This is a genomic window from Micromonospora sp. CNZ296, from assembly GCF_007827635.1.
Genome location: NZ_VISW01000016.1, coordinates 82717 through 107805, shown reverse-complemented (window position 1 = coordinate 107805; position 25089 = coordinate 82717). Strand labels below are relative to the sequence as shown.

The following is a 25089-nucleotide window of genomic DNA, read 5'->3' as shown; positions in this document are numbered from 1 at the left end:
GTGGTACGCACAAGACTGACCTGGCTCGCCCTTATTGTCATGGTGTGGGCGGCAATGATGTCGTTCGGCGGGGTCGCCGCCGAGACCGTCATGCTCTACCCGAACATCTTCAGCGACGCGCCCGCCTCGCTCGACCGGGCCCGCGAGTTCCTCGTCCACGGCGGCCCGCACGACTACTTCCCGCCGCTCGGCGCGTCGGTGATCCTCAGCAGCGTCGCCGCGATGCTGCTCACCTGGCGCGACCGCCGGCTGCGCTGGTGGGTCGCCGGCGCCACGGCCGTGTTCGTCGTCTGCGAGTTCGTGTTCTCCGCTGTCTTCTTCTGGCCGCGCAACGAGATCATGTTCGTGGACCCGGTGGGAACGCACTCGCCGGAGTACCTGCGCCAGGTCGCGGCCGAATTCGTCGCCGGTCACTGGGTGCGCTTCGCCGGGGGCGCGGTGACGGCCGTACTCGCGTTCGTCGCGCTGCTGAAGTTCGTGCGCTCGACCGCGTCCGTTCCGGCTCCCGCGTCGGCTTCGGTGCCCGCTTCGGCGCCGGCTTCGGCATCCGGCTCCGGGTCGGCGGAGGTGACGCGATGAGCGCGGGTCGCCGTACCCTCGGGTTCTCCTGGCCGGCGTTGGTTGCGCTCGCCGCGTTGGCCGCCCCGCGCGTGGCGCTGCACGACCTGGACGTCGTGCCGGAGGGCACGGTCGTGGCTGCGCTGCTGGCGGTCGGGCCGCCGCTGTGCTGGGTGGCCGCCGTGCTGTGGCGGCGGCCACCGCGCCCGTTCCTGACGATCGTGGTGATCGGGGCGCTGTACGGGGTGTTCCTGGCGGCCGGTCACCAGGTGTTCTGGGACTCGTCGCTGGGGATGGATGCGCCAGGGCTGGCCGGGCTGGAGCCGGGGGCGCGGGAGGCGTTGTTGCGGGGTGCGGCGGTGATGTCGAGCCTGGTCACCGGGACGATGGTCGGGGTGGTCGCGGGTGGGGTGGCGGTGCTGTTGTCCCGAGTGCTGCCAGCGCCGGCCCGACGTCGTGAGCAGGCCGACGCTTCTCGCCCGCTCGCCTGACTCGGCGAGCGGGCGAGATCCCAGGTCAGGCAGCGATCGCCCGGGCGGCGGCGTACATGTCGGCGGGCAGCGGATGCCGCAGCTCCCAGAGGATCCGCATGGGCCGGTCGCCGCTGTGCTCCCGGTATGTCATCGGACCCGCGTACAGGTACGGCGGTGCGCCCAGGTCGCGATCGGCGATCTTGGTCTCGCGGACGAACAGGTGCACCGTCGAGCCCTGCGCGACGTGGTTGACGTACCGCTGGCCGGTGGCCGAGCCTGATGAGGTGGTGCTCTGCGACTCCCACTGGAACAGCTTGTCCGTGATAGCGCGGTCGGCGTACATGGTGGTGGGGGAGTAGTGCTCCTCGGACTTCACGAGCGTGACGAAGAACAGATCCGCGCGCTCGTCGGGCAGCCACTTCACGCCCTCGCGCAGCGAGCCGGGGTTGGTCATGCCGAATGCTGCGCACGCCTCGTTGCGGCTGTAGCGGGCGTGTACCCGCAGCGGCACCCGGCCCGGGGCAGGTGGCTCGGTGACCCGATGGATGCGGTCACGGAGCACGTCGACTACCTGCGGCAGCTCGGCACAGCGCGCCGGTTCCGCCCACAGCCTCCTGAGCCGGGCGTCGCGTTCGGCCAGCGGCACCGACGCCCCCCACAGGCTGAAGTGCAGCATGTCGAGCAGCCGCCCGGCGGTGGGGCGCTGTCCGGCGGCGACCTGAGCGATCAGATCCAACCTGTCGACATCATCGGTGTGGAGCATCCGGCCGATGGCCCGGCTCAGGTCACGGTCGTCCGGGCCGCCTTCGTCCGGGTCGAGACCGGCGAGGCGCCGCAGCCCGGCCCAGCCGCCGATGCTCGCCGATCGGTAGACGTCCTCGATTTCCAGGCCGGTCTCGCGCAGGAAGTCGGACAGACTGACGTCGCCGAGCTGCCGCAGCTCGGCCACAAGCGCGTTCTTCGACGTCGGGAGCGCCGACTTGAGGTTGGCGAGGACGATCTCCTTCGCCACCCGGTCCAGCTCGATGTGGCAGCCGCTGGGTAGCGAGGGGAAGTCCTCCCGGACGGCCGCTTCGACCGCCCGCCGGCTGACCCCGGCGAGCGCCCGCCAGCGCATGTCGAACCGGAAGTTCGCGTGCTGACCGCCGATGAAGTCGAGCACCGTCAGGCACGGCTTGTCGTCGTCCAGCCGCAGACCCCGTCCGAGCTGCTGGAGGAAGATCGTGGCGCTCTCGGTGGGGCGCAACATGAGGATGGTGTCGACCATCGGCAGGTCGACGCCCTCGTTGAACAGGTCGACAGTGAAGAGCACCTTCACCTCGCGCTTGCGGAAGCGGTCGATCAGCGTGTGCTGCTCCGGCCGGTTGACCTGCGATGTCACTGCCGCCGCCGGTACACCGTGCCGGGTGAACCAGTCGGCCATGAACTCCGCGTGCCCGATGCTGACGCAGAAGCCGAGCGCGCGCATCCGCCCGACGTCAGCGATCCGCCGGACCGCGTGCAGGATGAGCCGCGCCCGTGCGTGATTGCCGGTGTAGACGCCGTCGAGCTCGCCCTTGTCGTACCCCTGTCCGCGCTTCCACCGCACCCGCGTCAGGTCCACGTCGTCGTGCAGGCCGAAATACTGAAACGGCGCCAGCAACTGCCGTTCGAGGGCCTCCCACAGGTGCAACTCCACCGACGCGCGGCCGTCGAACCACCGGCGCACGTCACGGCCGTCGCTCCGCTCGGGCGTCGCGGTCAGACCCAGGAGTACGCGCGGCCGAAGCCGTTCCAGCAGCGCCGTGTAGGTGGCCGCCTCGGCGTGGTGGAACTCGTCGACGATCACCATGTCGAACGCCTCGGGGTCGATCTCCCGCTGGCGCAACGACTGGATCGACGCGAAGACGTGCTTCCACCCCTGCGGCCGATCGCCGCCCACAAGCGTCTCGCCAAACGTGCCGTCACCCATGACCTGGCGGAACACCGACCGGCTCTGCCGCAGGATCTGCTCCTGATGTGCGACGAAGAGCAGCGAGTCGACGCGGCCGGCTCGCCGGAGCCGGCGATAGTCGAGCGCCGCCACCACCGTCTTGCCGGTGCCGGTCGCCATCACCACCAGGTTGCGCCAGCGGCCGTGCACCAGGCGTTCGGCGTCGAGGTCGTCAAGAACTTCCTGCTGGTACGGGAACGGCCGCACGTCCAGGTTCGCGATCTCAGTCGGTGCGTCGTCGGCGCGTTCCCCGCGCAACGCGACACGTAGGCGCTCGCCATCGGCTGCCGGGTCGTAGGTCTCGAACGCCGAGTCGTTCCAGTAGTCGGCGAACGTCGCCTCGAACGTGTCGATGATGTGCGGCTGCTCCAGGTTCGAGATGCGCACGTTCCACTCCACGCCGTCGACGAGCGCGGTCTTGGAGAGGTTCGACGAGCCGACGTACGCGGTGGTGGTGCCGTTGTTCCGCCGGAACAGCCATGCCTTGGCGTGCAGGCGGGTGGTCCGCGTCTCGTAGGACACCTTGATCTCGGCACCCAGCTCGGCGAGCCGATCGAGCGCCCGCTGATCGGTGGCGCCCATGTACGTCGTCGTGATGACCCGTACCCGACCGCCTCTGCCGACCAGCTCGGTGATCGCGGGCTCGATGATGCGCAGCCCGTGCCACTTGATGAAGGCGCAGAGCAGGTCCACCTCGTCCGCCGACGCCATCTCGTGGCTGACCTCGTGGCCGATGCGCGGCTGGTGCCGGCCGTTGACCAGGAGCGCGCCGGTGGAAAGCGGCGTCGAGGGGCGGATCGGGAAGACCGGTGCGGCCGGTGGGGTGGGCGGTGAGGCGATGGCGTGCAACAGACGTTGGGCGTCTGCCACCTGGTCGTCGGCGGTGACGGCGCGGGGCTCGGCCTGAGCGATGTGCGCGGCGATGCGGTTTGCCAGGTCAACCTGCCGGGCCAGCTTGTTCCCTCCGCCGCCGACGCCGAGGAGCGCCCGCCGCGCGAGGCCCGCGATGTGCCGGGCCAGGACGTCGTGCGCGTCGGCGGCATCCAGCTTCGCATCCCGGACGAGGGCGCTATCGACATGCCTGAGCTGCGTCGCCAGCTTCTCCGTGATCAGGTGTTCGTAGATGCCCTGCTCAAGATCCCCCACGAAGGCAAGCTAGCCGCGATGAACGCCGGGCGGAAGCCGGTGCGGTAGGCGTCAGAAGCTTTGTCCCTGCGTCTGTCGGATCATCGACAGCGATCCTGGTTCCAGGCGTCAGATGGCATGGCCGCAGATCCTTCAGTACGAAGAGAGGAATCGCTCATAAGCCTGCCGCACCCCAATACAGGTCGAGTATCGCCGGCATGAGCAGCGGAGACGCCGCCAGTGTCTCCTGAGATGCACTGTCGTGCGCGGCGCCGTACCGATCCACCACGAGAGCCCCCGCCTCCCGCGCGATGATGACGCCGGCTGCCATGTCCCACAGGTGGTTCGAAAGAGTTATCGCAGCGTCCAGTCGTCCCTCGGCGAGCCAGGCCAGGTCGAGCGCGGCGCTACCCGTCATTCGTACGCGCTGGGCCCGTGCAGCGAGCTGGGCGGCCAGGGCGAGTCTCATCGCGTTCTTGGTATCGGCGTCGGGTCCGACCGCGTAATCGCCGACGGCGACGATCGCGTCCCTCAAGACGCTGACCCCGCTAGTCGCTATGCGCTGCCCGTTAGCGTGCGCGCCGCAGCCTTCCACGGCGGTGTAGAGCGAGCCCAGGAACGGCAGCTCGATCACGCCGAGCACCGGATTGTTCCGATGCACGAGTGCGAGCGAGACGGCGCACATCGGCAACCGACGGAGGAAGTTCGCGGTGCCGTCGATGGGGTCGAGTACCCACCGGAGGTCGGCTCGACCGGCGTTTCCCTCCTCTTCACCGAGAAAGCCGATGTCGGGCGTCTCCGCTGCCAGGAAGGCGCGAACATCCCGCTCGATAGCGAAGTCGAGGTCGGAGGCGACGTCGCGGTCGCCCTTGAGGGTGAGTGCGCCAGGAACGCCCTGCCGCATCGCCAGAACAGCTCGCCTGACGGCCTCGGTCGCGACGGGAAGGAGGTCCTTATAGGCGCTCACAGCGCCTTCCCGCGCTGCCAATGCGACTCGAAGAACTGCTCGAACACCTGGTAGAGCCCGGTCCGGTGCGCGTCTCGTTGGATCACGAAGGCGGGTGAGTCGACGCCGCGACTGTCGGTCAGGTAGGGCTGCGCCACACACTGATCATCCGCGAGCACGACGTTGAAGCGAAGAGTCTCGTCATAGGTCGCCAACTCCATCCGAGTCCGGAGTTCAACGGGTAGGCGCTCGCGGACTCGCAGCAATGTCTCCAGGTTGAGTTTCGTCAGCGCCGTGAGCTGCCCGGATAGGAATCCCTCCTCCGCCTCGCGCGCCTTGATCGCTGTCCCCGCTGGATCCAAAAACAGGCATCGTGCGTGGGTGCCGCTTGCCAGGAGCGCTTGCCAGTGACGGTCCGCGTAATCCTGGCAGAGCATGTTGAGAGACAACCCGATCGCACGGACGCGACGTGCGCCATCTAGGAGGCGTTCCGCGGGCAGGTGAGCGGTGAGCTGCGACCGGCTTGGAAAGACCGCGATCAGACCAGCTAGGTTGTCGGCCGCCGGACCGCGTAACACGTCAAGGGCCAGGAGGATGTCTCCGGGGGGTGTTTCCGTCGTCTCCCAGTCAATGACGCGCTGAGCTGTTGGACTCCACCCGAGAATGGTGCCGAGCAGGCGAGCGAAGGCTTCCGGCGACAGTCCGACGGCGCTCCGAACGTCGGCCAGGCGTCGCCGTGCCGCAGCCGCGAGGTCGGAGGCGACTTCTGCCGTGACCGCGAGTCCCGCGTCGTTCCGTTGGGTCGAGGCGAAGCGGCTGCGAGCATCCTCCGCTGCCGATCCGAGTGCGGTGTCGAGGGCGGCCTGCATCTCCGGCCGGGGACAAGCCGCTTCCATCGCGGCCTCCCACTTCGAGACGGTTCGTTCGGCGACGCCGAGGTGCGCGGAGAAGTCGCGAATGCTCATCCGCAGGGCCTGTCGCAAGGCCCGCGTTTCCCGGCCCGTCCACTTCTGCACGGTCGTCATTCGCGCCGTCCTCGATCACGCGTAGTTCAGACCTGAGGCAGCGTAGCCCGCATTGGTGCGGTGCAGTTACCGCCACGGTGCAGTGCGTAGTCATGTTGTGCAGAGGCGGGACTGACAAGGCTTGACGCATGGCCCGGGGCGGGTGCCGGGCTCCGGTGGCACCGCGTCCCCCGATCGCGGCTCCCGCCGTCCCCGCCCGCCCCGGCGCCACTCCACGAGACCCCGACCCGGAGGCGCCCGCCGATGTCCGCCGTACTCGCCGACTTCCCCGTCCTCACCCCTGTCACCGACGAGGAACTACTCGTCGCCGCGCTGGCCGTGCGCGTACACGTGCCCGAGCACTGGCCGCAGGGACCGCTGTGCCGCAGCGAGCGCGTCCCGTACCCCTGCCGGCTGGCCCGGTGGGGGAGGGCGACGCTCGCCGCGGCCGGGCTGCCCGACGAGGCCGTGGCGGACGGGACGGTGGCGTCGTGATCTACGTGACCGGGGAGCGGGTGCAGGCGTACCAGGTGCGCAGCGCATTCTTCGACACCCGCTGGCGTGGGCTGGACCCGGCGCAGGTGCACGACTACCTGTGCCGGGTCGCCGACGAGATGGACCGCCTGCACCGGGAGCTCACCACGGCGCGCACCGAGTCGGAGCGGATTCGCCAGGCGCTGCGGCAGTGGCAGTCCCGGCACAACGGCTGCCGGCGGCGCGGCCACGATGACTGAGCCGCGCTGGATAATCCACCTGCCGACCACGCTGACGTGCCGGGACGCCGCCGTCGAGCTGGCAGCCGCGCTCGCGCGGTCTCTCGGGCACCTGCCTGCCGTCGACTTCGGCGAGACGACGCTCAGCGAGGAGGACGCCCAGCACCTGCGGTACCGGGTCTGGTGTGACGTGCGGCTGCCCGGCGGCGGGCGCTGCGGACACCGGGATGGTCACGACGGGTGGTGCGGGGCGGCGGAGCTGCGATGACCTCGGCGTGTCGATCGATGAACGCCCTGGTGACGGGCCGGACCGGTGGGAGCGATCCCATCTGGGGCGACCATCCACCCTGTACGGTCGCTACACTCCCCGAAAACGCCCGGAACCGCCCACGGAGCCTGGAGACGCCTGTGACCCGCGACAAGGCCGCACCGCCCGGAATCGACGTCACCGTTCCCAGCGTGGCCCGGGTCTACGACTACTTCCTGGGCGGCAAGGACAACTTCGAGGTCGACCGGAAGGTCGCCGAGCACGCCCTGCGGATCACGCCGGACGGGCCGGCCGCCGGTCAGGCGAACCGGGCGTTCCTGCGCCGGGTGATCCGCCACCTCGTGACCGAGGCGGGCATCGACCAGTTCCTCGACATCGGGTCGGGGCTGCCCACCCAGGGCAACGTGCACGAGGTCGCCGTCGAGCACAACCCGGCTGCCCGTGTCGTGTACGTGGACAACGACCCGATCGTCCTGGCGCACGGGCGGGCGCTGCTCGCCGCGGAGGGCACCGCGACGGTGATCCAGGCCGACATCCGCGAGCCGGAGGAGATCCTCAACGACCCGGACGTCCGCCGGTTCCTCGACTTCGACCGCCCGATCGGGCTGCTGCTCTTCGCGATCCTGCACCACATCGGCGACGACGAGGACCCGCGATCGGTCGCAGCGGCGTTGATCGACGCGCTGCCGTCCGGCAGTTACGTCGCGATCTCGCACTTCCGTGACCCGGGTGAGCGGGATCCGGAGGGTTCCCGCAAGGCCCGCGAGGTCGAGCGGGTGTTCAACGAGTCGCTCGGCACCGGTCGTTGGCGTACCGACGAGGAGATCCTCGCCTTCGCCGACGGGCTGACGCCGCTGGAGCCGGGCCTGGTGCCGCTGGCCGAGTGGCGTCCGGACCCGGACGCGCCGGCCCCGCAGCAAACCGACACCTACCACACCTTCGTCGGGCTGCTCGCCCGCAAGCCGTAGGCGTCCGCTCGCGGACGCTGCGAGCCCTCGACGGTACGACCCGAAGCGCAGGTGCCGGAGCCGCGCCCAGGTGGCACGTGTTAAGAAGGGGCCCCGCCTCTACCGGAGACGTTAAAAGGGGGCCCTTCCTTGCACGAAGCCGAGCAGGTGATCCAGCGTGTGCTGCGGGATCTGCGCGACGGCACGCACCGCGGCGTCGTCGTGGACTCGCCACCCGGCGCCGGGAAGTCCACCCTCGTCGTCCGCGCCGCCGTCGAGACCGCCGCCACCGGCGATCCGCTGATGATCGTGGCGCAGACCAACGAGCAGGTGGACGACCTCATCGACCGGCTCGGCCGCAGGGCGCCGGAGCTGCGCGTCGGGCGGCTCTCCGCCACCGACTACCGGCCCACCGAGCGGGTCACCGCCCATCCGGCGGTCCGGGTCGCGGCGAAGGTCGCCGACCTGGGCGGCCCGGCGGTCACCATCGGTACGGCGGCCAAGTGGGCCACTGTCACCGAGGGGAGCTGGCCGTGGGCGATCGTGGACGAGGCGTACCAGATGCGCGCGGACGCGCTGCTGCGCGTGGCGGGGCGGTTCGAGCGGGCGCTGTTCGTCGGCGACCCCGGTCAGCTCGATCCGTTCAGCACCGTGGAGACGTTCCGCTGGACCGGCCTGACCTGGGATCCGATGCAGTCGGCGGTGGCCACGCTGCTGCGGCACAACCCGGAGCTGCCGGTGCACCGGCTGCCGGTGTCGTGGCGGCTGCCCGACTCGGCCGCCCCGGTGGTGTCCGCCGCGTTCTACCCGTTCACCGGGTTCCGCGCCGGGACCGGGCCGTCCGACCGGGCGCTGACGTTCACCGAGGCGGGTGCGGGTGACGCCTACGACGCCTCGGTCGAGGTGGCCGCCGCCACCGGCTGGGCGTTGCACGAGCTGCCCGCCCGGCACACCGTGCGTACCGACGGGGAGGCTGCCGCGGCCTGCGCGGAGCTGGCGTTGCGGGTGCTGCGGCGCGGCGCGGTCGCGGTGAGCGAGGCCGCGCCGGGCGGCGCGCCGGTCACCGCGGACCGGATCGCCGTCGGGGCCGCGCACCGCGACCAGGTCGCGGCCATCCGGTCCCGGCTGGGCGCGGCCGGGGCGGGCATCACCGTCGACACCGCCAACCGGCTCCAGGGCCGGGAGTACGACGTGACGATCGTGCTGCACCCGCTCTCCGGCCGGCGCGACGCCACCGCGTTCCACCTGGAGTCGGGGCGGCTGTGCGTGCTGGCGTCACGGCACCGGCACGCGTGCGTGGTGGTGGCGCGGGCCGGGATCGGTGAGCTGCTCGACGCGTATCCGTCGACCGAGCGGGTGCACCTGGACGTGCCGGTGAAGTTCCCGGACGGCTGGGAGGCCAACCAGACGGTGCTGACCCACCTCGATGCCCACCGGGCCGGACGAGGGGTTGTTCGGATGGCATGATCGGCGTCCCAACTCGTACGGGTGACCGAGTTGACGCTTGCGGAGGGTGACCCTAACCTTGCTCGTAGGGGAGATGGTGGCTGGCGACGATGAGCTGACATGTAGTCGTTGTCCGAGCCGTCTCAATACCCGGCCCCAGCCTCGTGCTGGGGCTTTCCCCTTTCCGGCCGTTCGGGTGTTCCGGCGGTTGCGGTCGGTGGGCACGATGGCCGGATGCACCCTCACGACCCGTACTACCAGGATCCGTACCAGCCGGATCCGTACCAGCAGCAGGCGCACTACCCGCCGCCGCAGTACCCGCCGCAGGCGTTCGTGCAGCCGCCGCCGGCCCAGGAGAACGGCAGGTGGGCGATAGTCCTCTGGGTCGCGGTGCCGGCGCTGCTGGTGATCCTGTGTTGTGCCGGATGTGTCCTCTCCGGGTTCGCGGGCGGGTTCGTGGAGGGCTTCAACGAGGGCTATTCGTCGTCGTAGGAGTGCTGCCACGCGCCGCGTCCCCGCGGGTCGAACAGTGCGGTCGTCCGGCGGGCGTTGGCGAAGACGTCGACGTAGTGCAGGTCGAGCTGGTAGGCGATGGCCGGCCCGGTGTCCCGCGCCACCATCGCCCGCAACCGCTCCGGTGTCGGTCGCCCGTCGTGGCTCAGCACGGCCGCCAGCACGCCGCTCCGGCCCGCGCCGAGCGCGGACACCCCGGTGACCGGGCCGCTGCGGCCGTCCGAGCACCACAACGTCCCGCTGACCCGCAGCGCCGGCCCCTCGCCGACGTTCTCCACCGGGACGACCAGGCGGTTCTTCGTGATCGCGAGGAATGCGTACGCCGGCTCCGGCGCCGAGGCGAGCGCGAACCGGTCCTCGGCGGGCGGGTGGTGCGTCACCATGCCGCCGGAGTCCGGAAAGGCCACCGCCTGGTGTACCGGGAGCAGCAGCGGGTACCGGCTCAGCACCAGTGAGCGGCGGGTCTCCTCCAGCTGCCGGTCGGTGCGGGCCAGCGCCTGCCGGGAGAGGTGGATCGCCGCGAGCGCGCCGACCGTGGAGGCGATGACGGCGAAGGAGCCGACGATCGGGGCGGCCCGCTGACCGGGGCCGGCGACCGCCACCACCACGGCGGCCACTGCGGCGCAGGTCGCCACCGCCCCGGCGAACACCAGCCCGTGGCGTCCGACGGCGTTGAGGCGGGCCCGGACCCGGCGGAGCACGACGGCCCCTAGACGAACGACGATCCGGCGTCGCCCCATCGGGTACGCGGAACGGTGACCTTCTCGTCCCGCCAGGTGAGCGCCCGGGACTGGGCGAGAACCCGCAGGATCCGGTGCCGGTCGCGGGAGTCGTAGCCGAACACCGGCTCCGCCCGGGTCCGGTCCCGCACCGTCATGAACTCCAGGATCTCGTTCTCCGGCACCGGGCTCGGGCCGCGATCGGCGAACGCGCGGTACAGCTCGTGGTAGGCGTTCTCGATCGGCCGGACGAACGCCGAGTCGGTGGCGATCGCGTGACGGTCGCCGTCGACCGCGACCGCGTCGATCACGCCGGCCGTGGCGGCGTACCGGATGGCCTGGCTGACCGCGCCGGCGGCGCGTCGGTTCGGCCCCTGTCCGACACCGCCGGCGCCGATCAGCCCGGACAGCTTCCGGTACGGGATGGAACGCCGCTGCTGCCGGAAGGACTCCATGGTCAGGGCCGCGTGCACCCGCCACAGCGGCTCCAGATAGCCCAGTGCGAGATCGTCGGTGGTCACCGAGTACGTGTCGTCGGCGCCCCTGCGCACCAGCCGCACGGCGGTGAGCGCGTCGAGCACGCGCAACAGCCGCGATCCGTCGTCGGACTGGAACGGCCCGCTGCGGAGCTGGGTGGCGGTCAGCCCTTTCGGCCGGGCCGCCAGGCGCCGCACGGCGTAGTCGACGGCGACGAGATCGGTGAACCGGCCGGCGTTCAGGTCGACGTAGACGCGGGTCATCGGGCGGGGCAGGAAACCGTCCTTGGCGCGTACCGCCGCGTCGGTGCGGGTGACCTTCTGCCCGATGGACTCGATGAGCGCCCAGTACCGCAGTTCGTCCTCGTCGGGCAGGATGCCCCACTGCGCCAGCGTCGCGGTGCGCTCGGCCTGTTCCCGTCCGCCCAGGATGACACCGCGTCGTTGCAGTTCGACCAGGCCGAGCAGGGCCTTGCAGTCGGCGGCGGGCGGCTGCCGGAGCGAGTAGATGTCGTCGATGCAGATCGAGTCGAGCCCCGGCAGCGTGAGGATGCTCCGGAACTGCGGGGAGAGCCGGTCCGGGTCGCCGTAGACGACCGTCACCCGGCAGCCGTCCCGCAGCAGGCGGCGGATCAACGGAATGAAGTCCTGGTCACCGGTGACCAGCACGAACTGACCGCAGCCCTGGTGGAGGTAGTCCATGGCGAGCACGGTGAGGTGGATGTCGGCCTGTTCCTTCAGGCTGACCACCACCTCGGCGTCGATGAGGTGCTCCGTCATGGCGGTGGTGATGCTGCCGTCGAACCGCACCGCCGCCATGTGCTTGTACTGGAGGTGGCCACCGCACCTGGTGGTCGCGTCGCTCCAGAGCGCGTCGACGATGCCCCGCTCGACCAGGTGGCCACGACCGATGACGGCGCCGGCCAGGTTGTCCCAGTCGACGAGTAGGACGCCCGTGTTCCCGACCGGCATGCGCATTCCTCCCCGAGCTGATCGAGGTGCTTGTATCCGAATTCTGGCCCCCCGTCCTGCCGTTGCCGCTTCATCCGTTCGGGCACGATGCCTGTCAGTTCGGTGTGCGGTGCGTGACCTCAAGGTGACCGATCGTCTACAGAAGACGGTAATTCAGGTGGTGGAATGCCTGGCTGCCGCCCACCGACAATGAGGTTTCCTGTTCGTCTTCCGCCCGGAGGCGGTCTTGGCGCGCTTCTTCCCGCGGCATCAGCGAACGAACGCCACGCGCGGCGAGCGGGTCGTCTTCGAGCGTCTCCGCTCCCTGAACGACTCGTGGTGCGTGCTGCACAACCTGGCGTACGTCGACTCCGGCCAGGCCCGGCTCCGGATCGGTGAGACCGACTTCGTCCTGCTCCATCCCCGGCACGGGCTGCTGATCATGGAGGTCAAGGACGGCGGCTACCGGGTCACCGACCGGCAGTGGTTCGCCTCCCGGCGCGGCGCCGACGTGCCGCTCGGCGATCCGTTCGACCAGGCGGTGCGCAACCGGTACGCGCTGGCCAACTGGCTGCGCCGCAGCACGGGTATCCGGCAGGTGCCGGCCGGGCACTGCGTCGTGTTCACCGACGGGCGGCCGTCGGGCAACCTCGGTCCGCACGCCCCGGACACGATCGTGCTGACCGCAGCCTCGCTGGAGCATGCGCCGGTCCTGGTGGAACGCGTCATGGCCCACTGGGACCAGCGCGGATGGACCAGCCGGTCGGACTTCGAGCAGGCGTTGGCGGCGCTGGCGCCGAGCGCGGTGGTCGCGCGCACCCTGCGCTACGACGTCGACCTGGCCGCTGACGACCTGGACCGCCTGACCCGGCGCCAGATCCAGCTCACCGGGCGGCAGTTGGAGGTGCTGGCGGGCACGTCCCGCCGCCCGGCGTCGCTCGTACTCGGCGCGGCGGGCACCGGCAAGACCCTGCTGGCCCAGGAACGGGCGCGGGAGCTGGCGGCCCGCGGGCTGCGCGTGGCGGTGATCGGGCAGCAGCGTGACCTGCGCCTGGAGATCCGCCGCCAGTTGCGGGTACCGGGGGTGAGCTCCGGCGATCCGCAGGACGTCCTGTGCGACCTGTTCGGGGCCGACCGGATCGGCGGGTACGAGGGCGAGCCGTTGTGGGCCACCGTGCTGAGCCTGGTCGAGGCGTACGGGCGACCGCTGGACTGCCTCATCGTGGACGAGGCGCAGAGCCACGACGAGGACCTGCTGGTGGCGTTGCGCGAACTCGTCCGGCCGGACGGCTCGGTCGTGCTGTTCGCCGACCCGTACCAGCGGGACCGGTCCGGCACGTGGCGTCCGGACGGGGCGTTCAACGAGTTCTGGCTGACCGAGAACTGCCGCAACACGCTGCCCATCGCCAAGTTGGTGGCACGCGTCTCCGGGGCGCACACGCCGTTCACCGGCCCGGACGGCCGGCGGCCCCGGTTCACCGACGGCACGGCGGATCTCGTCGGGGCCTGCGTGGACGCGGTCGTGGAGATCGTGAAGGACCTGGCGACCAGCCAGGCGGTCCTGGTGACCGCGACGCAGGGCAGCCATGCCGCGATCCGCCGGGCACTGGCCGGCCAGGGCGTGCGGGTCAGCCCCGGACTGCGCGGTGACGGCCTGGCGGTGTGCACGGTGCGTCAGTTCCACGGGTGCGAGGCACCGGCCGTGGTCTACGCCGACGACGGGGACGAGGACTGGACGACCAGCTACATCGCGGTCAGCCGGGCCTGCGCGTTCCTGCACGTCGTCGGCGGTCACGACAGATGGGAACCCTTCCGATTCCTGATGGAGGATGATCGATGACGCTCTACGACGAGGCGGTGACGTTCCTCGAGTCGGAGGGGTGGTCGGTTCCCGTGCAGACGCGGGCCGAGGTGGTCCGGGCCCGCCGTGCGGCGTACGCGGACAACAGCGAGCACATGACCGTCTGGTGCCCCGCGGTCCCGGACGCCGACGACCTGCACCGGCGGGAGGCGAGCCTTCTGCAACGCTTCGCCGAGGAGGCCCGTACGCCGGGGGCGAAGTTCCTGCTCGTGGAGTCCACCCAGGGCCTGTCGACGGAGTTCCGCAGGCTTGCCAAGCACGAGTTCAACGTGGACATCCGGGTGCCGATCCAGTTCTTCGACGCCCGGTTCAAGTGGGACGACTCACCGACGTCGGCGATGGCCGGCACCGCCGCGCAGCAACTGTCCCGGGACGGGGAGTCGGCGGCTCGCCGGCGGACACCGCAGCCCTTCCGGGCGGTGGGTACCGGCGCGGTCGGCGACGACCTGCTGACCGAGCTGGCCCGCCGGTTCGACAGCCAGAGCGGATGGGACCGCCCGATCGTCCTGGTGACCGCGCCCGCCGGTTTCGGCAAGAGCGTGCTGTTCCAGTCGCTGTTCGCGACGCTCTACACCAACTTCCAGAAGGCGAAGAAGCAGCTCCGCCGTGCCTACCGGCCGTTGCCGCTGCTGCCCGACTACGCCGCGCTGGCGAGCGCGCCGGCGTTGGGCCCGATGGTCGACGCCCTGTTGCAGACCGAGGTCGCCCGCCCGGTCAAGCAGCCCACCTTCCAGTGGATGCTCACCCGGGGCTTCGCGAGCTGGCTGCTGGACGGGTTGGACGAGGTCATCGCCCAGGACCCCGACTTCTTCGAGTACATCCGTGAGATCGTGGCCCGGCCGGACAACCCGACCACGCCGCGCATCCTGCTCTGCGTCCGGGACTCGCTGCTCAGCTCCAATCAGGCACTGCGTGACTTCCTCGCGGTGGCGCACGAGTACGTCGAGGAGTTCCGCCTGCTGCCCTGGCGACCCGAGTCGATCCGCACGTTCGCGCGGATCCGCCTTCAGGACGACGACCAACGCCTGCTCGACATCGTCGACGCGAAGCCGCAGCTGATGCGGCTCTGCGGTACCCCGTACTACGCCGAACTGCTGGCCGAGCGGGTCGCGCTCGGCCAGACCGACGGCATTCCGGACGACTACTCGGAGATGGACCTGGTCCATGACGCGGTGGACGCGATCATGGACCGGGAGTACAAGAAGGAGCAGTTGCAGGAGAACGTCGTCAACCGGGCGGATCTCCTCGACATCATCAGCGACGTCGCGGTCGCCGAGCTGGAGAACGACAACCGGGGTGTGCCGGTCCACGAGATCGGCGAACTCGCCGCCTTCGTGCTCCCGGCCGACCTCTCCGACGTGGAGCGGGAACGCTGCACCGACGCCATCTGCCGCCTGCCGGTCTTCCGTGCCGCGTCGGAGCGGCAGCGGGTGCGCTTCGCCCAGGACGTCATCTTCGAGCATCAGATCGGCGACCGGGCCGCCCGGTACTTCGCGGTGAACCCGGTGCGATTCGCGCAACTGCTGGACTGCCGGCCCTTCCCGCCGGACTCCTTCGCCATCCGCGTGTTGTGCGCGCGGATCAGGGAACTCGCCGCCGGCGAGGAACTGCTCACCCGGCTGGCGAGCGCGACCACGGCGCCGACCGCGTTCCGCAACATGCTCCAGGTGCTGCTCGGGCTTCCCGACTGCGACCGGCTGCTGCCGCACGCTCCGCTGGAACGGCAGAACCTGTCCGGGCTGACCTTCGCGAACCTGTCGCTGGCCGAGGTCAGCTTCCGCGGCGCGAACCTGGAGTCGACCCGCTTCCAGAACTGCGAGATGGCCGGTTGTGACCTGTCCGACGCGACGCTGCACGGCACTCGCTTCGACGCCTGCCTGCCGAGTCTGGCCGAGGCCGACTTCGGGCAGCTCACCGGCTTCGTCTCGGTCGAGATCGACAGCCGTCCGGCGATCGAGGACGTCAACGACTTCGTCCGCCTGCTCGGCGGTGACGGCCGCCGGGAGCGCCACTTCGTCGGTCCCTGCCCCACCGCGCTGCAACTGCGGTTCCTGTTCCTGAAGTTCGTCCGGCCGGACGGGCACTACCGGCGCGATTCGCTCGACGAGAAGGGCCTGCTGTCGGGCCGTCGCATCGTCGACCCGGCCTCGGTGCTCAGCGGCGCGGTGCGGGCCGGCTTCCTCACCGCCATCCCGAAGCGTCGCCGCTACGAGCGCACCCACAACCAGCTCTACGCGGACATGGTGGGCTTTGCGCAGAACCTGCGGGTGACGCCGGCCATCCGCGCGTTGCTGGAGGACACCTGCCGGGTGGAGGGGTGCCCGCACGTGGTCCACGAGAACGCGGGCGCCGGCTGAGCCGCCGCCCTCGGCGCGCGGCGCTGGCGGCGGTGCGTTAGACAGGGATCATGACCGCGAGCGTGCTGCCCTGGCTGGGCGGGGGAGTGGTGGCGGTGGCCGCCGGTTTCCTCGCCGTGTCGCTGCCCCGGCGCCGCGTCCGGGCCGAGGGCCGGCGGGTCGCCTGGTCGTCGGCGCGGGCGGCGATCCACGACGCCACAGTCAGCCGGGACGCGTCTTCGACGACGGTGCCGGAGGCCGAGCGGCTGCTGGCCCACGCCGAGATGCTCGCCGCCGCCCGCGGCGGCGCCGACGCGGCCCGCGCGGCGGCCGAGCACGCCCGCCGCGCCGACGAGCTGTGGCGGGCCGGGCGGTGACGAGGGTACGCCGGGAGCTGCTGCGCTGGTCGCTGCTGGCCGCCGCGGCGGCGGTGCTCGTGGTGTTCCTGGTGGCGCAGCGGCAGAGCGTGGAGGTCAGCTACGGGCGTTCCCCGTCGACGGCCGCGCTGCCCGAGGGCTCGGCCGGGGAGTTGAGCGACGCGAGCGTGCCCTCGGTCGAGGAGATGACGGCGCTCGTGGCCGCCGATCCGGTGGTCCGGCTGCCGGGCGCTGTCGCGCGCTGGGACGAGCAGCGGGTCCGGGCCGCCGTCGGTGACCGGGGCACCCGCATCCTGGTCGCCCCGCCCGGTCTGGACGAGGCCGAACGCCGGCGGGTGAAGGACGTGGAGAACGCCGAGATCCGGATCGTCGGCACCGAGGTCAGCGGCGGGCTCTACGTGGCCTCGCCGGACGACCTGCCGGGCTGGCGGGCCCGGTTCGCCACCGGCGACGTGACCGGCTCGGTGCTCGCGCTGCTGGCCGCGCTGCACGACCAGCCGACCCCGCAGGACGGCGACGACCTGCGCTGGCGGGAGCCGACCGGCCCGGAACTGGCCCCGGTGGTCGCCGCGCTGCGCGCCACCGGCCGGTACGTGGGCACCGGCGCCACGCTGCCCGAGCTGCCGGAGAAGGCGGCGAGCGCCGCGTTCCCGGACGGCGCCTGGTTCGTGGTGCTGCCCGCCCAGCCGTACGGCGAGCCGTTGCCCGCGTACGGGCCGGCGCTGCACCGGCTCGCCCCGGACCAGCCGCTGGTGGTGATGTACGGCGACTGGATCGAGTACCACGGTCCGGGTGCGGCGTCGTTCGCCGAGGTGGCCGGCGCGAGCTTCTACGCCCAGTTCGGCGGACGGCTCGGCCGTTACGCCTATCCCCAGCAGAACGTGCTCGGCGCGTATCTGGCCCAGGTCACCGACGTGCGGTACGCGGGGCTGTTCGACCGCCCGCTGCCGTACCGGCCGTTCGACCCGCTGCGGGTGGCGTTGCCGGCGCTGCCCTGGATCTTCGCCGGGTGCGTGGCGGGTTTCGTGGTGCTGTCGATCCGTACCGTGCGGGGGGCCGGCCGCCGTCCGGCCGACGTCGGTCCGGGTGGCACGCCGGCCCGGCTGGCCGGGCTCTCCGCGCTGGCTGTGGAGTTGTCGCTGCTCACCGATGCGCGCAGCGACCCGGCGCTGGTCCGGGGCGTCGGCCGGTTGCGGGCGGCCCGGGACGCGTTCGACGAGGGGTTGCCCGACCGGCACGTACGCGAACTGCTCGCCGACGCGGCGGCCGAGCTGGACGACGTGGCCCAAGACGTGCGGATGCCCGGCTACCGGCCGGACGTCTACCTGCGGACGAGGCTGTCGTGAGCCGCGTCGCGACCCGTCCCGGGCGGACGGCGACCCGTCGTGGCGTGGCGGCGACCGGCCCGCGCCGGCTGCTCGGCCGCCTGGTCGGCACCGCGTTCGGCCGTGCGGTGCTCGCCTGCCTGGCGCTGGCCGGCTGGGCGCTGTGGACCGGAGGCATCCTGGACGGTCCGGCCGCCCGGCAGGTACGCGGCTCCTCGGTCTACGCGGCGCCCGGAGTGGACCTGGACCGGGCCGCCGCCGAACGGGTCATCGGCAACCGGCGGCTGGTGGTGCTGATCATGGAGCCGGGCGCCGACCTGCGGGAGGCGTGCGACGACACCGAACGCGCCACCCAGGGCACGCTGGTGCTGGCGATGAGCCGCGACGGCGAGGACTGGGACACGTACGGCTGCTCCCGCCTCGGCGGCGACGGCCCGCGTGACCTCGGGCGGGCCATGGTCGCCGAGACCACGATCAGCCGGGGCGCCGATGCGTTCGTGGACCGGCCGGTCGAGGCGCTGAAGGTGATCGTGCTCAACTACGACCGGCTGGTCCGGGCCGGTCTGGTGCCTGACGGCGCCCGTACCATCAGCCCGTCGCTGCCCCGGTATCTGCTGGCCGGCGGCGCGGTGGCCGGGGTCGTGGCCGGTGCGGCGGTGCTCTGGCTGGGCGGCCGGCGGGCCGGACGCCTGGCCGACGCGCGCCGGGCCGGGCGGGACGCACGCGCCGACGAGCGGGCCGCGCTCGGCGCCGCCACCGCGGTTCTCGCCCAGCAGATCATCGACCTGGACCGGTACGCCGGGCCGGTCGCCCCGGCGCACCGGCGGCTGGCCGCCGACTACGTCGGCCTGCTCGACGAGGTTTCCGACGTGGACGGGAACGCCGAGGCGCTGCGCCGGCTCCGGGAGCGGGTCGAAGGGCTGAGCCGCCGTGCGGCGGATCTCGCCGACGACGCCGCGTCGGGTCGGCGCGGGACGCGCGGACGGGGCCGGCGGTGACCCGCCGACCCCGTCGTCACTGCGTCGTCAGCGCTGGGCGCCCACCGTCGAGGCGGCCGGCCAGCTGCCGGTGAAGACCTGGGCGGGCGTCGCGCTGCGGGCGGCGAAGCCGAACAGCGAGTCGACCCGGGCGGCCTCGGTGGAGCTGGGGTACGGGTTGGTGCAGCTCGTGCCGGCGCTGCCACCGGACATCAGGATGGCGCAGTTGCCGTTGTAGTTGTCCGGCAGGCCGAGGATGTGGCCGATCTCGTGCGTCATGATGCGCAGCGCCGAGTACTGCTGGGCCTGGTAGTAGTCGATCACCACGCGGCCGTTGCCGAGGCTGGTGCGCTGGGCGTACGAGCCGCCGCCGTAGGTGTAGGTGATCCGCAGGTTGGACCCGCACTGGGCCATGTTGATGTTGTTCGTGTAGTTGTTCCAGATCGCCGCCGCCTGCACCGCCGTGTTGGCGAACGGGCCGGCCTGGCTGATGTTGTAGCAGACGTTGCGGACGGCGGCGGAGGCCGGAGCCGGGTTGACGGCTACCGCGCCGAGCGCTGCCAGCGTCGCGGCCGCGAGGGTGGCGAGGATCCGGGACAGCTTGGGCTTACGCATGGTTCACACTCCTTGGGATGGGGGGTGAGCGGAACGCCGCCAGCCTATAGATAGGTATTCATCGATATCAAGGGTTGCGATGAACTGACCGGACTCGATCATCCGTACCCCTGGTCGTGCGGACCACGGAGGTGGCGACCTGTTCCCGCGAGCCCCGCGACCGGCTCGGCCCGGTCGCCGTGCGCGCGGCGGTGCACCGCTGGCTGCGGCTGATCGCGGCCGACGCGGAGTTGGCGCCGTACCTGATCGGGGTGGACCGCCAGCGGCTCGCCGCGCTGTTCACCGCCCGGCTGGGCGCGGCGCTCGGCGGGGTGCGGCGGGGTCCGGACGGCGACCCCGCGGACGCCGGCGGACCGGCCCTCGGTGGATCGCGGCGCCCGCCGCTGACCGGGGAGCAGCGCTGGCGCGTCCTGGACTACCTGGCCGCCGCGCTCTGGGCGCTCGATCTGCCGGCGGCGACGGTCGTCGACGCGCAGCGGGCCGTCGCCGGGTTGCTCCGCGCCTGAGCGACGGCGGGTCGCGTGAATGCGGCACAGGAACAGTCGTTCACGCCGCCGGGTATCCCCGGCTTTCCTGTCGACCTCCCGTCACACAGGGTGTTTTCCTGATCGCTTCCGGTCGATAACGTCGGGCCACTGCCGTCGACGAAGGGCCGACGATGAACGACAACGGACACCCATTCGACCGTCGGCGACTGCTCGCCGGCGCGGCGGCGGCCTCGGCGGTCACAGTGACCGGCCTGGCCGTCGCCTCCACCACCGGCGCCGCGGCGGCCGCTCCGAGCCGCCCCGCGACGCCGCTCATCACCAGGGATCGCATCGCCACCGCCGCGCTGCGCGCGCCCGACGGGTCCGCGCTCGCGGTCGCCGTCCAGGCCGACTTCCACGCCCGGCTCGCCGCCTGGCTGGCGTTCTGGTCGGCGAACTCGCCGTCGGCCTGGAGCGTGCCGGTGCAGGTGGTCGCCCGGATCGAGGCGGCCGGCGACGCGCTGGTGCTGCACGGGATCCGGCACCGCCGCGACGACGAGCTGCGCGCCGGCTTCGCCGCCGGCCGGCGGGACGCCACCCACCTGGCCACGCTGGCCAGCCTGCACCACCACTTCCCGAGCGTGCGGGTCCGCCCGGACGGCACGATCCGGGTCGCCGACGGACCCGCCGGGTTCACCGGCGCGCCGGAACAGGTCGCCTTCGCGGTCGCGGCCTGCCGCGAACTGTGGGGCGACGCGGCGGCGACCGTCCACCGCTGGGCGGAGCACGCCGCCCGGGTGCTCGCCCGCGCCGGGCACCGCACCGACGCCGCCTCGCACGCCGGCTGGGCGGCCTTCACCCGCACCAGCCTGCGTCGCGGGCTGGGCACCGAATCGTACGAGTGACCGGAGGTAGCACATGGCCCGCAACGAGTTCCGCTTCGTGGTCGACGGCGTCGACCTGAGCCCCGAGCAGCAGACCCTGATCGCCGCGGAGATCCAGAAGGCCGGCCTGGCCGCCCTGCGTACCGCCGACGCCAAGCTGACCAACCCGCTGACCGTCGGTCACGGCAACATCAAGCTGCGTCCCGAGTGGTACGGCCTCTGGGTCATCGACGGCCCGTTCGCCCAGGACCTCGGGCAGAAGATCAACGACATCGGGTTCTGGATCCAGCGGTGACCGACGCCGCCCGGCCGGCCGGCACGCCGGAGCGGATGTGCCCGAGCACCCCGGCGTCGAACGCCACCGTGTTCCTCGGCATGATCACTCCGGCGGGCCGGGTGGCCTACGTGACCCCGGCCGTACCGGCCGAGGTGGCGCTCGCCGGGCTCGGTGACTCCGACGAGCCGATCGAGTCGCGGGCCCGGCTCGCCGGCCCGTGCGTCACCTCGTCCTGCGGCTTCTGGACCGGCTCGCACTGCGGGCTGGGCGCCCGGATGGCCGCCTCGTACGCCGAGACCGCCCCGCCCGCGGAGGAGACGCTGCCGAAGTGCGCGATCCGGCGTACCTGCCGGTGGTTCGCCGAACAGGGACCGGCCGCCTGTCCGGCGTGCGCGCACGTCGTCACCGACGCGCGGATCTGAACGCTCCCCGGTTTGTCGGACCCTTCGACTAGCGTCGTGAGGTCATGGAGCCGAGGTTCGGCCAACACATCATCGGGCGGGAGCATCCCGCTGCGCTGCTGCGCGCCGAGGTGGCCCGGCTGGTCGACAGCCACGGCGGTCTCGTCCTGGTCACCGGCGAGCCGGGCATCGGCAAGACCACACTGGTCTCGGCCGCCGCCGACGAGGCCCGTCGCAGCGGGGCGCTGGTGCTCGGCGCCGCCTGCTGGGACTCCGACACCGCACCCGACTACTGGCCGTGGGTGCAGGTCCTGCGGCGGCTGGCCCGGTCCGCCGACGACCGGCGCGGGGTGCGGGAGGCGGCCGACGCGGGCCTGGCGGCACTGCTCGGCGAGCGCGCGGCGGGTGACACCGCGGAGGCGACCGAGCCGGGCGACCCGACCGAGCCCGGCGACACGCACGTGGCCGAGCCGGGCGACGCGGGCCGGGCCGAGTTCGACAGGCACGACGCGGTGACCGCCGCCCTGGTCGCCGTCGCCCAGCACCGCCCGGTCGCCGTGGTCTTCGACGACCTGCACTGGGCCGACCCGGCGTCGCTGCGGCTGCTCCAGTTCGTCACCCAGCACGCCTGGTTCGAGCGGTTGCTGCTGATCGGCACCTACCGGGACGCCGAAGTCGAATCCGTCGAGCACCCGCTGCGGCCGTGGCTGCTGCCGCTCACCGCCAAGGCGACCACAGTCACGCTCGCCGGGCTCGATCGCGCCGAGGTGGCCGCGCTGATGGCCCGCACCGCCGGCCGGGAGCCCGACGCGAGCCTGGTCGCCGAGGTGCACCGGCGCACCGGCGGGAACCCGTTCTTCGTGGAGCAGACCGCCCGGCTCTGGCACACCCACGGCCTCACCGACACCGTCGCCCCCGGCGTACGGGAGGTGGTGCGCCGTCGGCTCGACCAGCTGCCCGCCCCGGTGGTCGAGGCGCTCACGGTGGCCGCGGTGCTCGGCCGCGAGTTCGACAGGCTGACGCTCGCCGCCTGCGTACCCGCCCCGGTCGCGCAGGTCGACCGGTTGCTCGGCCGCGCCGCCGCGGCCCGGCTGGTGCTGCCCCGGAGCGACGGACGCTTCGTCTTCGTGCACGACCTGGTCCGCGAGACGCTCTACGACGGACTGGCCGACGACGATCGGCGGGCCCGGCACGCGGCTGTGGTCCGGGCCGTCGACCGGTCGGACGCGCTCGCCGGCGCGCTCAGCCCGGCCCACCTGGCCCGGCACGCCTGGCTGGCCGGCGCCGAGCTGGAGCCGGAACGCGCCGGTGACCTGCTGCTGGCCGCCGCCCGCGACGCCGGGGGCCGGATCGCTGTGGACGAGTCGGTACGGCACTACCGGCGCGCGCTGGAACTGGCCGGCGAGCCCGGCCGGCGGGTCCGGGTGCTGCTGGAACTGGCCGGGCTGTTGCACCACGCCGGCCCACCGGCCGAGGTCGAGCGGCTGCTGGCCGAGGCCGCCGCGCTGGCCCGGGAACTGCCCGATCCCGGCGTGCTGACCCGGGTGGCGCTCATCGCGCACCGGCAGCACTCCGCCACCCGCCGCAGGCTCGACGCCGCCGAGCTGGTCCGGGAGGCGTACCGGCGGTTGATCGCGGAACCGGAGCCGGAGCGGCCGGTACGCGCGCTGGTCACCGACCTGATCACGGCCACCGAGACGCTCGCCCGGCACGGCCGCGACGACGAGGCGCTCACCTTCAGCCTGTGGGCCCGCCACGACACCACCTGGGGGCTCGGCACCGCGCACGAACGAGCCGTGGTGACCGCTGAGATCCGCGAGGTGGCCCGTCGTAGCGGCGACCGGGAGACCGAGCTGTGGGCCACGGCGCTGCGCTGGGTCGCGTTGCTGGAGCTGGGCGATCCGGGCTACCGGCACGAGCTGACCGCGTTCGTGACCGGCGCGCGACGCGGCGACGTGGCCCGGCAGCGGGTGGCGGCGACCGCGGACAGCGCGATCATCGCCGCGTTCCGGGGTGACCTCGCCACCGCCGAGGCGTGCTTCGCCGAGGCGGAGAGCTACCGCGAGTCGGCGCACTCCGACCACGCGTTCATGACGCACCACATGCGCTGGTCGGTGCTGCTGCTGTACGGCCGCCTCACCGAGGCCGAGGCGGTGCTCGACCGGGTGGGCGCCGCGCACCCGCAGGCCGAGCTGCTCCGGGCGATCACCGCCGCCGAGCGCGGCGACGCGGCCACCGTGCTTCGGCTCACCGCCGCGATCGAGGCCGCGGGCACCGCGTACCCCCGGTCGGTGTCGCCGCTGTGGCTGCGCCTGCGGGCGCAGGCGGCGGCCGTGGACGGCGACCCGGCCCGGTGCGCGGAGGTGCGGGCCGCCCTGGCCCCGCACCGCGGGCAGTGGACGGCGGCGCTGTTCGGGTGCGACATCGGTGGCCCGGTCGACCTGTGGCTGGCCATGGCGGACGCGGCCGAGGGCCGGTGGGACGACGCGATCGACTGTTACCGGGCGGCCCGGGACGCCGCGGACCGGCTGGGCGCCCGGCCCTGGTCGGTGCTGGCCCGGGCCGGGCTGGTGGGCGCGCTCGCCGGGCGCGACGGGCCGGGCGACGCGGCCGAGGCGTGGCGGCTGCGGGCCGAGACGGTGGCCGAGGCGCGGACGCTGGGCATGGTCCAGGTGGTGGACCGGCTGGGCGCGACGGCTCCCGCCCCGGCGGCGGCCTCCGCCGTGGTCGCGCCGGTGGCGGTCCGGCTCGGCGCGGGCGCCCCGGCTCTGGTCGCGTCGTCGTCGTCGCCCGGCCGCCGCGCCGCGTCGGGTCTGTCCCGGGCGGGTGCCGTCCACGGCAACGCACGGCCGCCCGACCCCGGCGCGGGCGGCGCGGACGTGATCCGGCCCGAGTTCCGGCCGGACGGGCCGGTGTGGCGCCTCGCGTACGACGGCGTCGTGGTGCACCTGCCCGACGCCAAAGGGCTGCACGACCTGCGGCTGCTGCTGAGCCGGCCCGGCACGGACGTGCCCGCCGTCGAACTGCTCGACCCGGCGGCCGGCCCGGAACTCGCCGCCGCGCGCCGCCTCGGCGCCGATCCGGTGCTCGACGACGAGGCGAAGGCCCGCTACCGACGGCACCTGCGGCGGCTCGACGACGAGATCGACCGGGCTGCGACGCGCGACGACGGGCGGCGGCTGGCCGAGCTGGACGCCGAGCGCGCGGCGCTGCTCGACCAGTTGCGTGCCGCCGCCGGGCTGGCCGGGCGCAGCCGGCGTCTCGGTGACCAGGCGGAACGGGCGCGCAAGGCGGTGACCGGGCGGATCCGGGACACCCTGCGCCGCATCGGCGAGCGGCATCCGGCGCTCGCCGCCCACCTGCGCGAGTCGGTCACCACCGGCGGCGCCTGCCGGTACCAGCCGGCCGAGCCGGTGCCCTGGCGGCTCTGACCGGCGAGGTGGCGGGGCCGTGTGGAC

24 protein-coding genes are annotated in these 25089 nt (G+C 72.6%); 18 read left to right on the top strand and 6 right to left on the bottom strand.

Features of this window, described 5'->3' with window-relative positions:
• Together FB455_RS24865 and FB455_RS24860 are read left to right on the top strand one after the other, a co-directional pair.
• The gene (locus tag FB455_RS24865) at nt 1-579 is read left to right on the top strand and encodes an anthrone oxygenase family protein (RefSeq protein WP_145755060.1); all 579 of its coding nucleotides are present in this window, start codon (nt 1-3) and stop codon (nt 577-579) included.
• Entirely contained in the window at nt 576-1049 is a 474-nt protein-coding gene (locus tag FB455_RS24860) for a hypothetical protein (protein ID WP_145755059.1), read from the top strand. The genes FB455_RS24865 and FB455_RS24860 overlap by 4 nt, the downstream gene beginning before the upstream one ends.
• 25 nt (nt 1050-1074) lie before the next feature.
• Here the strand turns inward: FB455_RS24860 and FB455_RS24855 are convergent, their stop codons facing one another.
• From FB455_RS24855 to FB455_RS24845, 3 genes are all read right to left on the bottom strand, one after another.
• Nucleotides 1075-4149, bottom strand: coding sequence for a DEAD/DEAH box helicase (locus tag FB455_RS24855; RefSeq protein WP_145755058.1), 3075 nt, complete (start codon nt 4147-4149; stop codon nt 1075-1077).
• A 154-nt stretch (nt 4150-4303) separates the two neighbouring features.
• The gene (locus tag FB455_RS24850) at nt 4304-5095 is read right to left on the bottom strand and encodes an inositol monophosphatase family protein (protein WP_030272984.1); all 792 of its coding nucleotides are present in this window, start codon (nt 5093-5095) and stop codon (nt 4304-4306) included.
• Nucleotides 5092-6099, bottom strand: a complete 1008-nt coding sequence (locus FB455_RS24845) for a DUF5919 domain-containing protein (RefSeq protein ID WP_052166199.1) — start codon at nt 6097-6099, stop codon at nt 5092-5094. Before FB455_RS24845 ends, FB455_RS24850 begins: the two co-directional genes overlap by 4 nt.
• A gap of 243 nt (nt 6100-6342) precedes the next feature.
• On the opposite strand from FB455_RS24845, the gene FB455_RS24835 reads away from it, so the two are divergent.
• The 6 genes from FB455_RS24835 to FB455_RS24810 all read left to right on the top strand — a co-directional run bounded on the left by FB455_RS24835 (nt 6343) and on the right by FB455_RS24810 (nt 9944).
• Nucleotides 6343-6573: a hypothetical protein gene (locus FB455_RS24835; RefSeq protein WP_030272981.1), complete on the top strand. Its 231-nt coding sequence runs from the start codon at nt 6343-6345 to the stop codon at nt 6571-6573.
• A complete protein-coding gene (locus tag FB455_RS24830) occupies nt 6570-6812 on the top strand; it encodes a DivIVA domain-containing protein (protein WP_013284289.1) in 243 nt (80 codons plus the stop codon). Before FB455_RS24835 ends, FB455_RS24830 begins: the two co-directional genes overlap by 4 nt.
• Entirely contained in the window at nt 6805-7059 is a 255-nt protein-coding gene (locus FB455_RS24825) for a hypothetical protein (protein WP_030272979.1), read from the top strand. Before FB455_RS24830 ends, FB455_RS24825 begins: the two co-directional genes overlap by 8 nt.
• A 140-nt stretch (nt 7060-7199) precedes the next feature.
• Nucleotides 7200-8027 (top strand): SAM-dependent methyltransferase, encoded by an 828-nt coding sequence (locus FB455_RS24820; RefSeq protein ID WP_013284291.1) that lies wholly within the window; start codon nt 7200-7202, stop codon nt 8025-8027.
• Between the two features lie 129 nt (nt 8028-8156).
• On the top strand, nt 8157-9473 hold the full coding sequence (locus tag FB455_RS24815) for an AAA family ATPase (RefSeq protein WP_047891238.1): 1317 nt from the start codon (nt 8157-8159) through the stop codon (nt 9471-9473).
• Between the two features lie 213 nt (nt 9474-9686).
• On the top strand, nt 9687-9944 hold the full coding sequence (locus FB455_RS24810; protein ID WP_013284294.1) for a hypothetical protein: 258 nt from the start codon (nt 9687-9689) through the stop codon (nt 9942-9944).
• Here FB455_RS24810 and FB455_RS24805 read toward each other — a convergent pair.
• Together FB455_RS24805 and FB455_RS24800 are read right to left on the bottom strand one after the other, a co-directional pair.
• Entirely contained in the window at nt 9929-10666 is a 738-nt protein-coding gene (locus FB455_RS24805) for a hypothetical protein (RefSeq protein ID WP_013284295.1), read from the bottom strand. The two genes, FB455_RS24810 and FB455_RS24805, sit on opposite strands and share 16 nt — an antisense overlap.
• Before the next feature lie 8 nt (nt 10667-10674).
• A complete protein-coding gene (locus FB455_RS24800; protein WP_030272975.1) occupies nt 10675-12132 on the bottom strand; it encodes an NYN domain-containing protein in 1458 nt (485 codons plus the stop codon).
• 226 nt (nt 12133-12358) lie between these two features.
• On the opposite strand from FB455_RS24800, the gene FB455_RS24795 reads away from it, so the two are divergent.
• Genes FB455_RS24795 through FB455_RS24775 form a run of 5 tightly spaced genes read left to right on the top strand, consistent with a single transcriptional unit; the run spans nt 12359 to nt 19008 of the window.
• Complete coding sequence (locus FB455_RS24795) at nt 12359-13951, top strand: nuclease-related domain-containing DEAD/DEAH box helicase (protein WP_013474179.1); 1593 nt, start codon at nt 12359-12361, stop codon at nt 13949-13951.
• Complete coding sequence (locus tag FB455_RS24790; RefSeq protein WP_030272973.1) at nt 13948-16329, top strand: pentapeptide repeat-containing protein; 2382 nt, start codon at nt 13948-13950, stop codon at nt 16327-16329. The genes FB455_RS24795 and FB455_RS24790 overlap by 4 nt, the downstream gene beginning before the upstream one ends.
• Nucleotides 16330-16379: 50 nt before the next feature.
• Nucleotides 16380-16685, top strand: coding sequence for a DUF6403 family protein (locus FB455_RS24785; RefSeq protein ID WP_030272971.1), 306 nt, complete (start codon nt 16380-16382; stop codon nt 16683-16685).
• Entirely contained in the window at nt 16682-18031 is a 1350-nt protein-coding gene (locus FB455_RS24780) for a hypothetical protein (protein WP_145755057.1), read from the top strand. The genes FB455_RS24785 and FB455_RS24780 overlap by 4 nt, the downstream gene beginning before the upstream one ends.
• Complete coding sequence (locus tag FB455_RS24775; protein WP_145755056.1) at nt 18028-19008, top strand: hypothetical protein; 981 nt, start codon at nt 18028-18030, stop codon at nt 19006-19008. The genes FB455_RS24780 and FB455_RS24775 overlap by 4 nt, the downstream gene beginning before the upstream one ends.
• Nucleotides 19009-19035: 27 nt before the next feature.
• On the opposite strand, the gene FB455_RS24770 is transcribed toward FB455_RS24775, so the two are convergent.
• Nucleotides 19036-19602 carry a snapalysin family zinc-dependent metalloprotease gene (locus FB455_RS24770; protein ID WP_047891234.1) on the bottom strand — a complete coding sequence of 189 codons (567 nt, stop codon included), beginning with the start codon at nt 19600-19602 and terminating at the stop codon, nt 19036-19038.
• A gap of 116 nt (nt 19603-19718) precedes the next feature.
• Here FB455_RS24770 and FB455_RS24765 point away from each other — a divergent pair, with 116 nt between their 5' ends.
• The 5 genes from FB455_RS24765 to FB455_RS24745 all read left to right on the top strand — a co-directional run bounded on the left by FB455_RS24765 (nt 19719) and on the right by FB455_RS24745 (nt 25062).
• Nucleotides 19719-20108 (top strand): globin family protein, encoded by a 390-nt coding sequence (locus tag FB455_RS24765; RefSeq protein ID WP_244879723.1) that lies wholly within the window; start codon nt 19719-19721, stop codon nt 20106-20108.
• A 152-nt stretch (nt 20109-20260) separates the two neighbouring features.
• Entirely contained in the window at nt 20261-20974 is a 714-nt protein-coding gene (locus tag FB455_RS24760; RefSeq protein WP_013284304.1) for a hypothetical protein, read from the top strand.
• A gap of 13 nt (nt 20975-20987) precedes the next feature.
• Nucleotides 20988-21248 (top strand): class I SAM-dependent methyltransferase, encoded by a 261-nt coding sequence (locus FB455_RS24755; RefSeq protein WP_013284305.1) that lies wholly within the window; start codon nt 20988-20990, stop codon nt 21246-21248.
• Entirely contained in the window at nt 21245-21652 is a 408-nt protein-coding gene (locus FB455_RS24750) for a hypothetical protein (RefSeq protein ID WP_013284306.1), read from the top strand. The genes FB455_RS24755 and FB455_RS24750 overlap by 4 nt, the downstream gene beginning before the upstream one ends.
• 44 nt (nt 21653-21696) lie before the next feature.
• The gene (locus FB455_RS24745) at nt 21697-25062 is read left to right on the top strand and encodes an AAA family ATPase (RefSeq protein ID WP_145755055.1); all 3366 of its coding nucleotides are present in this window, start codon (nt 21697-21699) and stop codon (nt 25060-25062) included.
• Nucleotides 25063-25089: the final 27 nt, after the last annotated feature.

What these genes read in the sequence shown, in the direction of transcription:
- FB455_RS24785 (WP_030272971.1), top strand. Translation starts at nt 16,380, where the DNA reads ATGACCGCGAGCGTGCTGCCCTGGCTGGGCGGGGGAGTGGTGGCGGTG.
- FB455_RS24745 (WP_145755055.1), top strand. Translation starts at nt 21,697, where the DNA reads ATGGAGCCGAGGTTCGGCCAACACATCATCGGGCGGGAGCATCCCGCT.
- FB455_RS24810 (WP_013284294.1), top strand. Translation starts at nt 9,687, where the DNA reads ATGCACCCTCACGACCCGTACTACCAGGATCCGTACCAGCCGGATCCG.
- FB455_RS24790 (WP_030272973.1), top strand. Translation starts at nt 13,948, where the DNA reads ATGACGCTCTACGACGAGGCGGTGACGTTCCTCGAGTCGGAGGGGTGG.
- FB455_RS24835 (WP_030272981.1), top strand. Translation starts at nt 6,343, where the DNA reads ATGTCCGCCGTACTCGCCGACTTCCCCGTCCTCACCCCTGTCACCGAC.
- FB455_RS24860 (WP_145755059.1), top strand. Translation starts at nt 576, where the DNA reads ATGAGCGCGGGTCGCCGTACCCTCGGGTTCTCCTGGCCGGCGTTGGTT.
- FB455_RS24770 (WP_047891234.1), bottom strand. Translation starts at nt 19,602, where the DNA reads ATGCGTAAGCCCAAGCTGTCCCGGATCCTCGCCACCCTCGCGGCCGCG.
- FB455_RS24800 (WP_030272975.1), bottom strand. Translation starts at nt 12,132, where the DNA reads ATGCCGGTCGGGAACACGGGCGTCCTACTCGTCGACTGGGACAACCTG.
- FB455_RS24760 (WP_013284304.1), top strand. Translation starts at nt 20,261, where the DNA reads ATGAACGACAACGGACACCCATTCGACCGTCGGCGACTGCTCGCCGGC.
- FB455_RS24825 (WP_030272979.1), top strand. Translation starts at nt 6,805, where the DNA reads ATGACTGAGCCGCGCTGGATAATCCACCTGCCGACCACGCTGACGTGC.
- FB455_RS24845 (WP_052166199.1), bottom strand. Translation starts at nt 6,099, where the DNA reads ATGACGACCGTGCAGAAGTGGACGGGCCGGGAAACGCGGGCCTTGCGA.
- FB455_RS24755 (WP_013284305.1), top strand. Translation starts at nt 20,988, where the DNA reads ATGGCCCGCAACGAGTTCCGCTTCGTGGTCGACGGCGTCGACCTGAGC.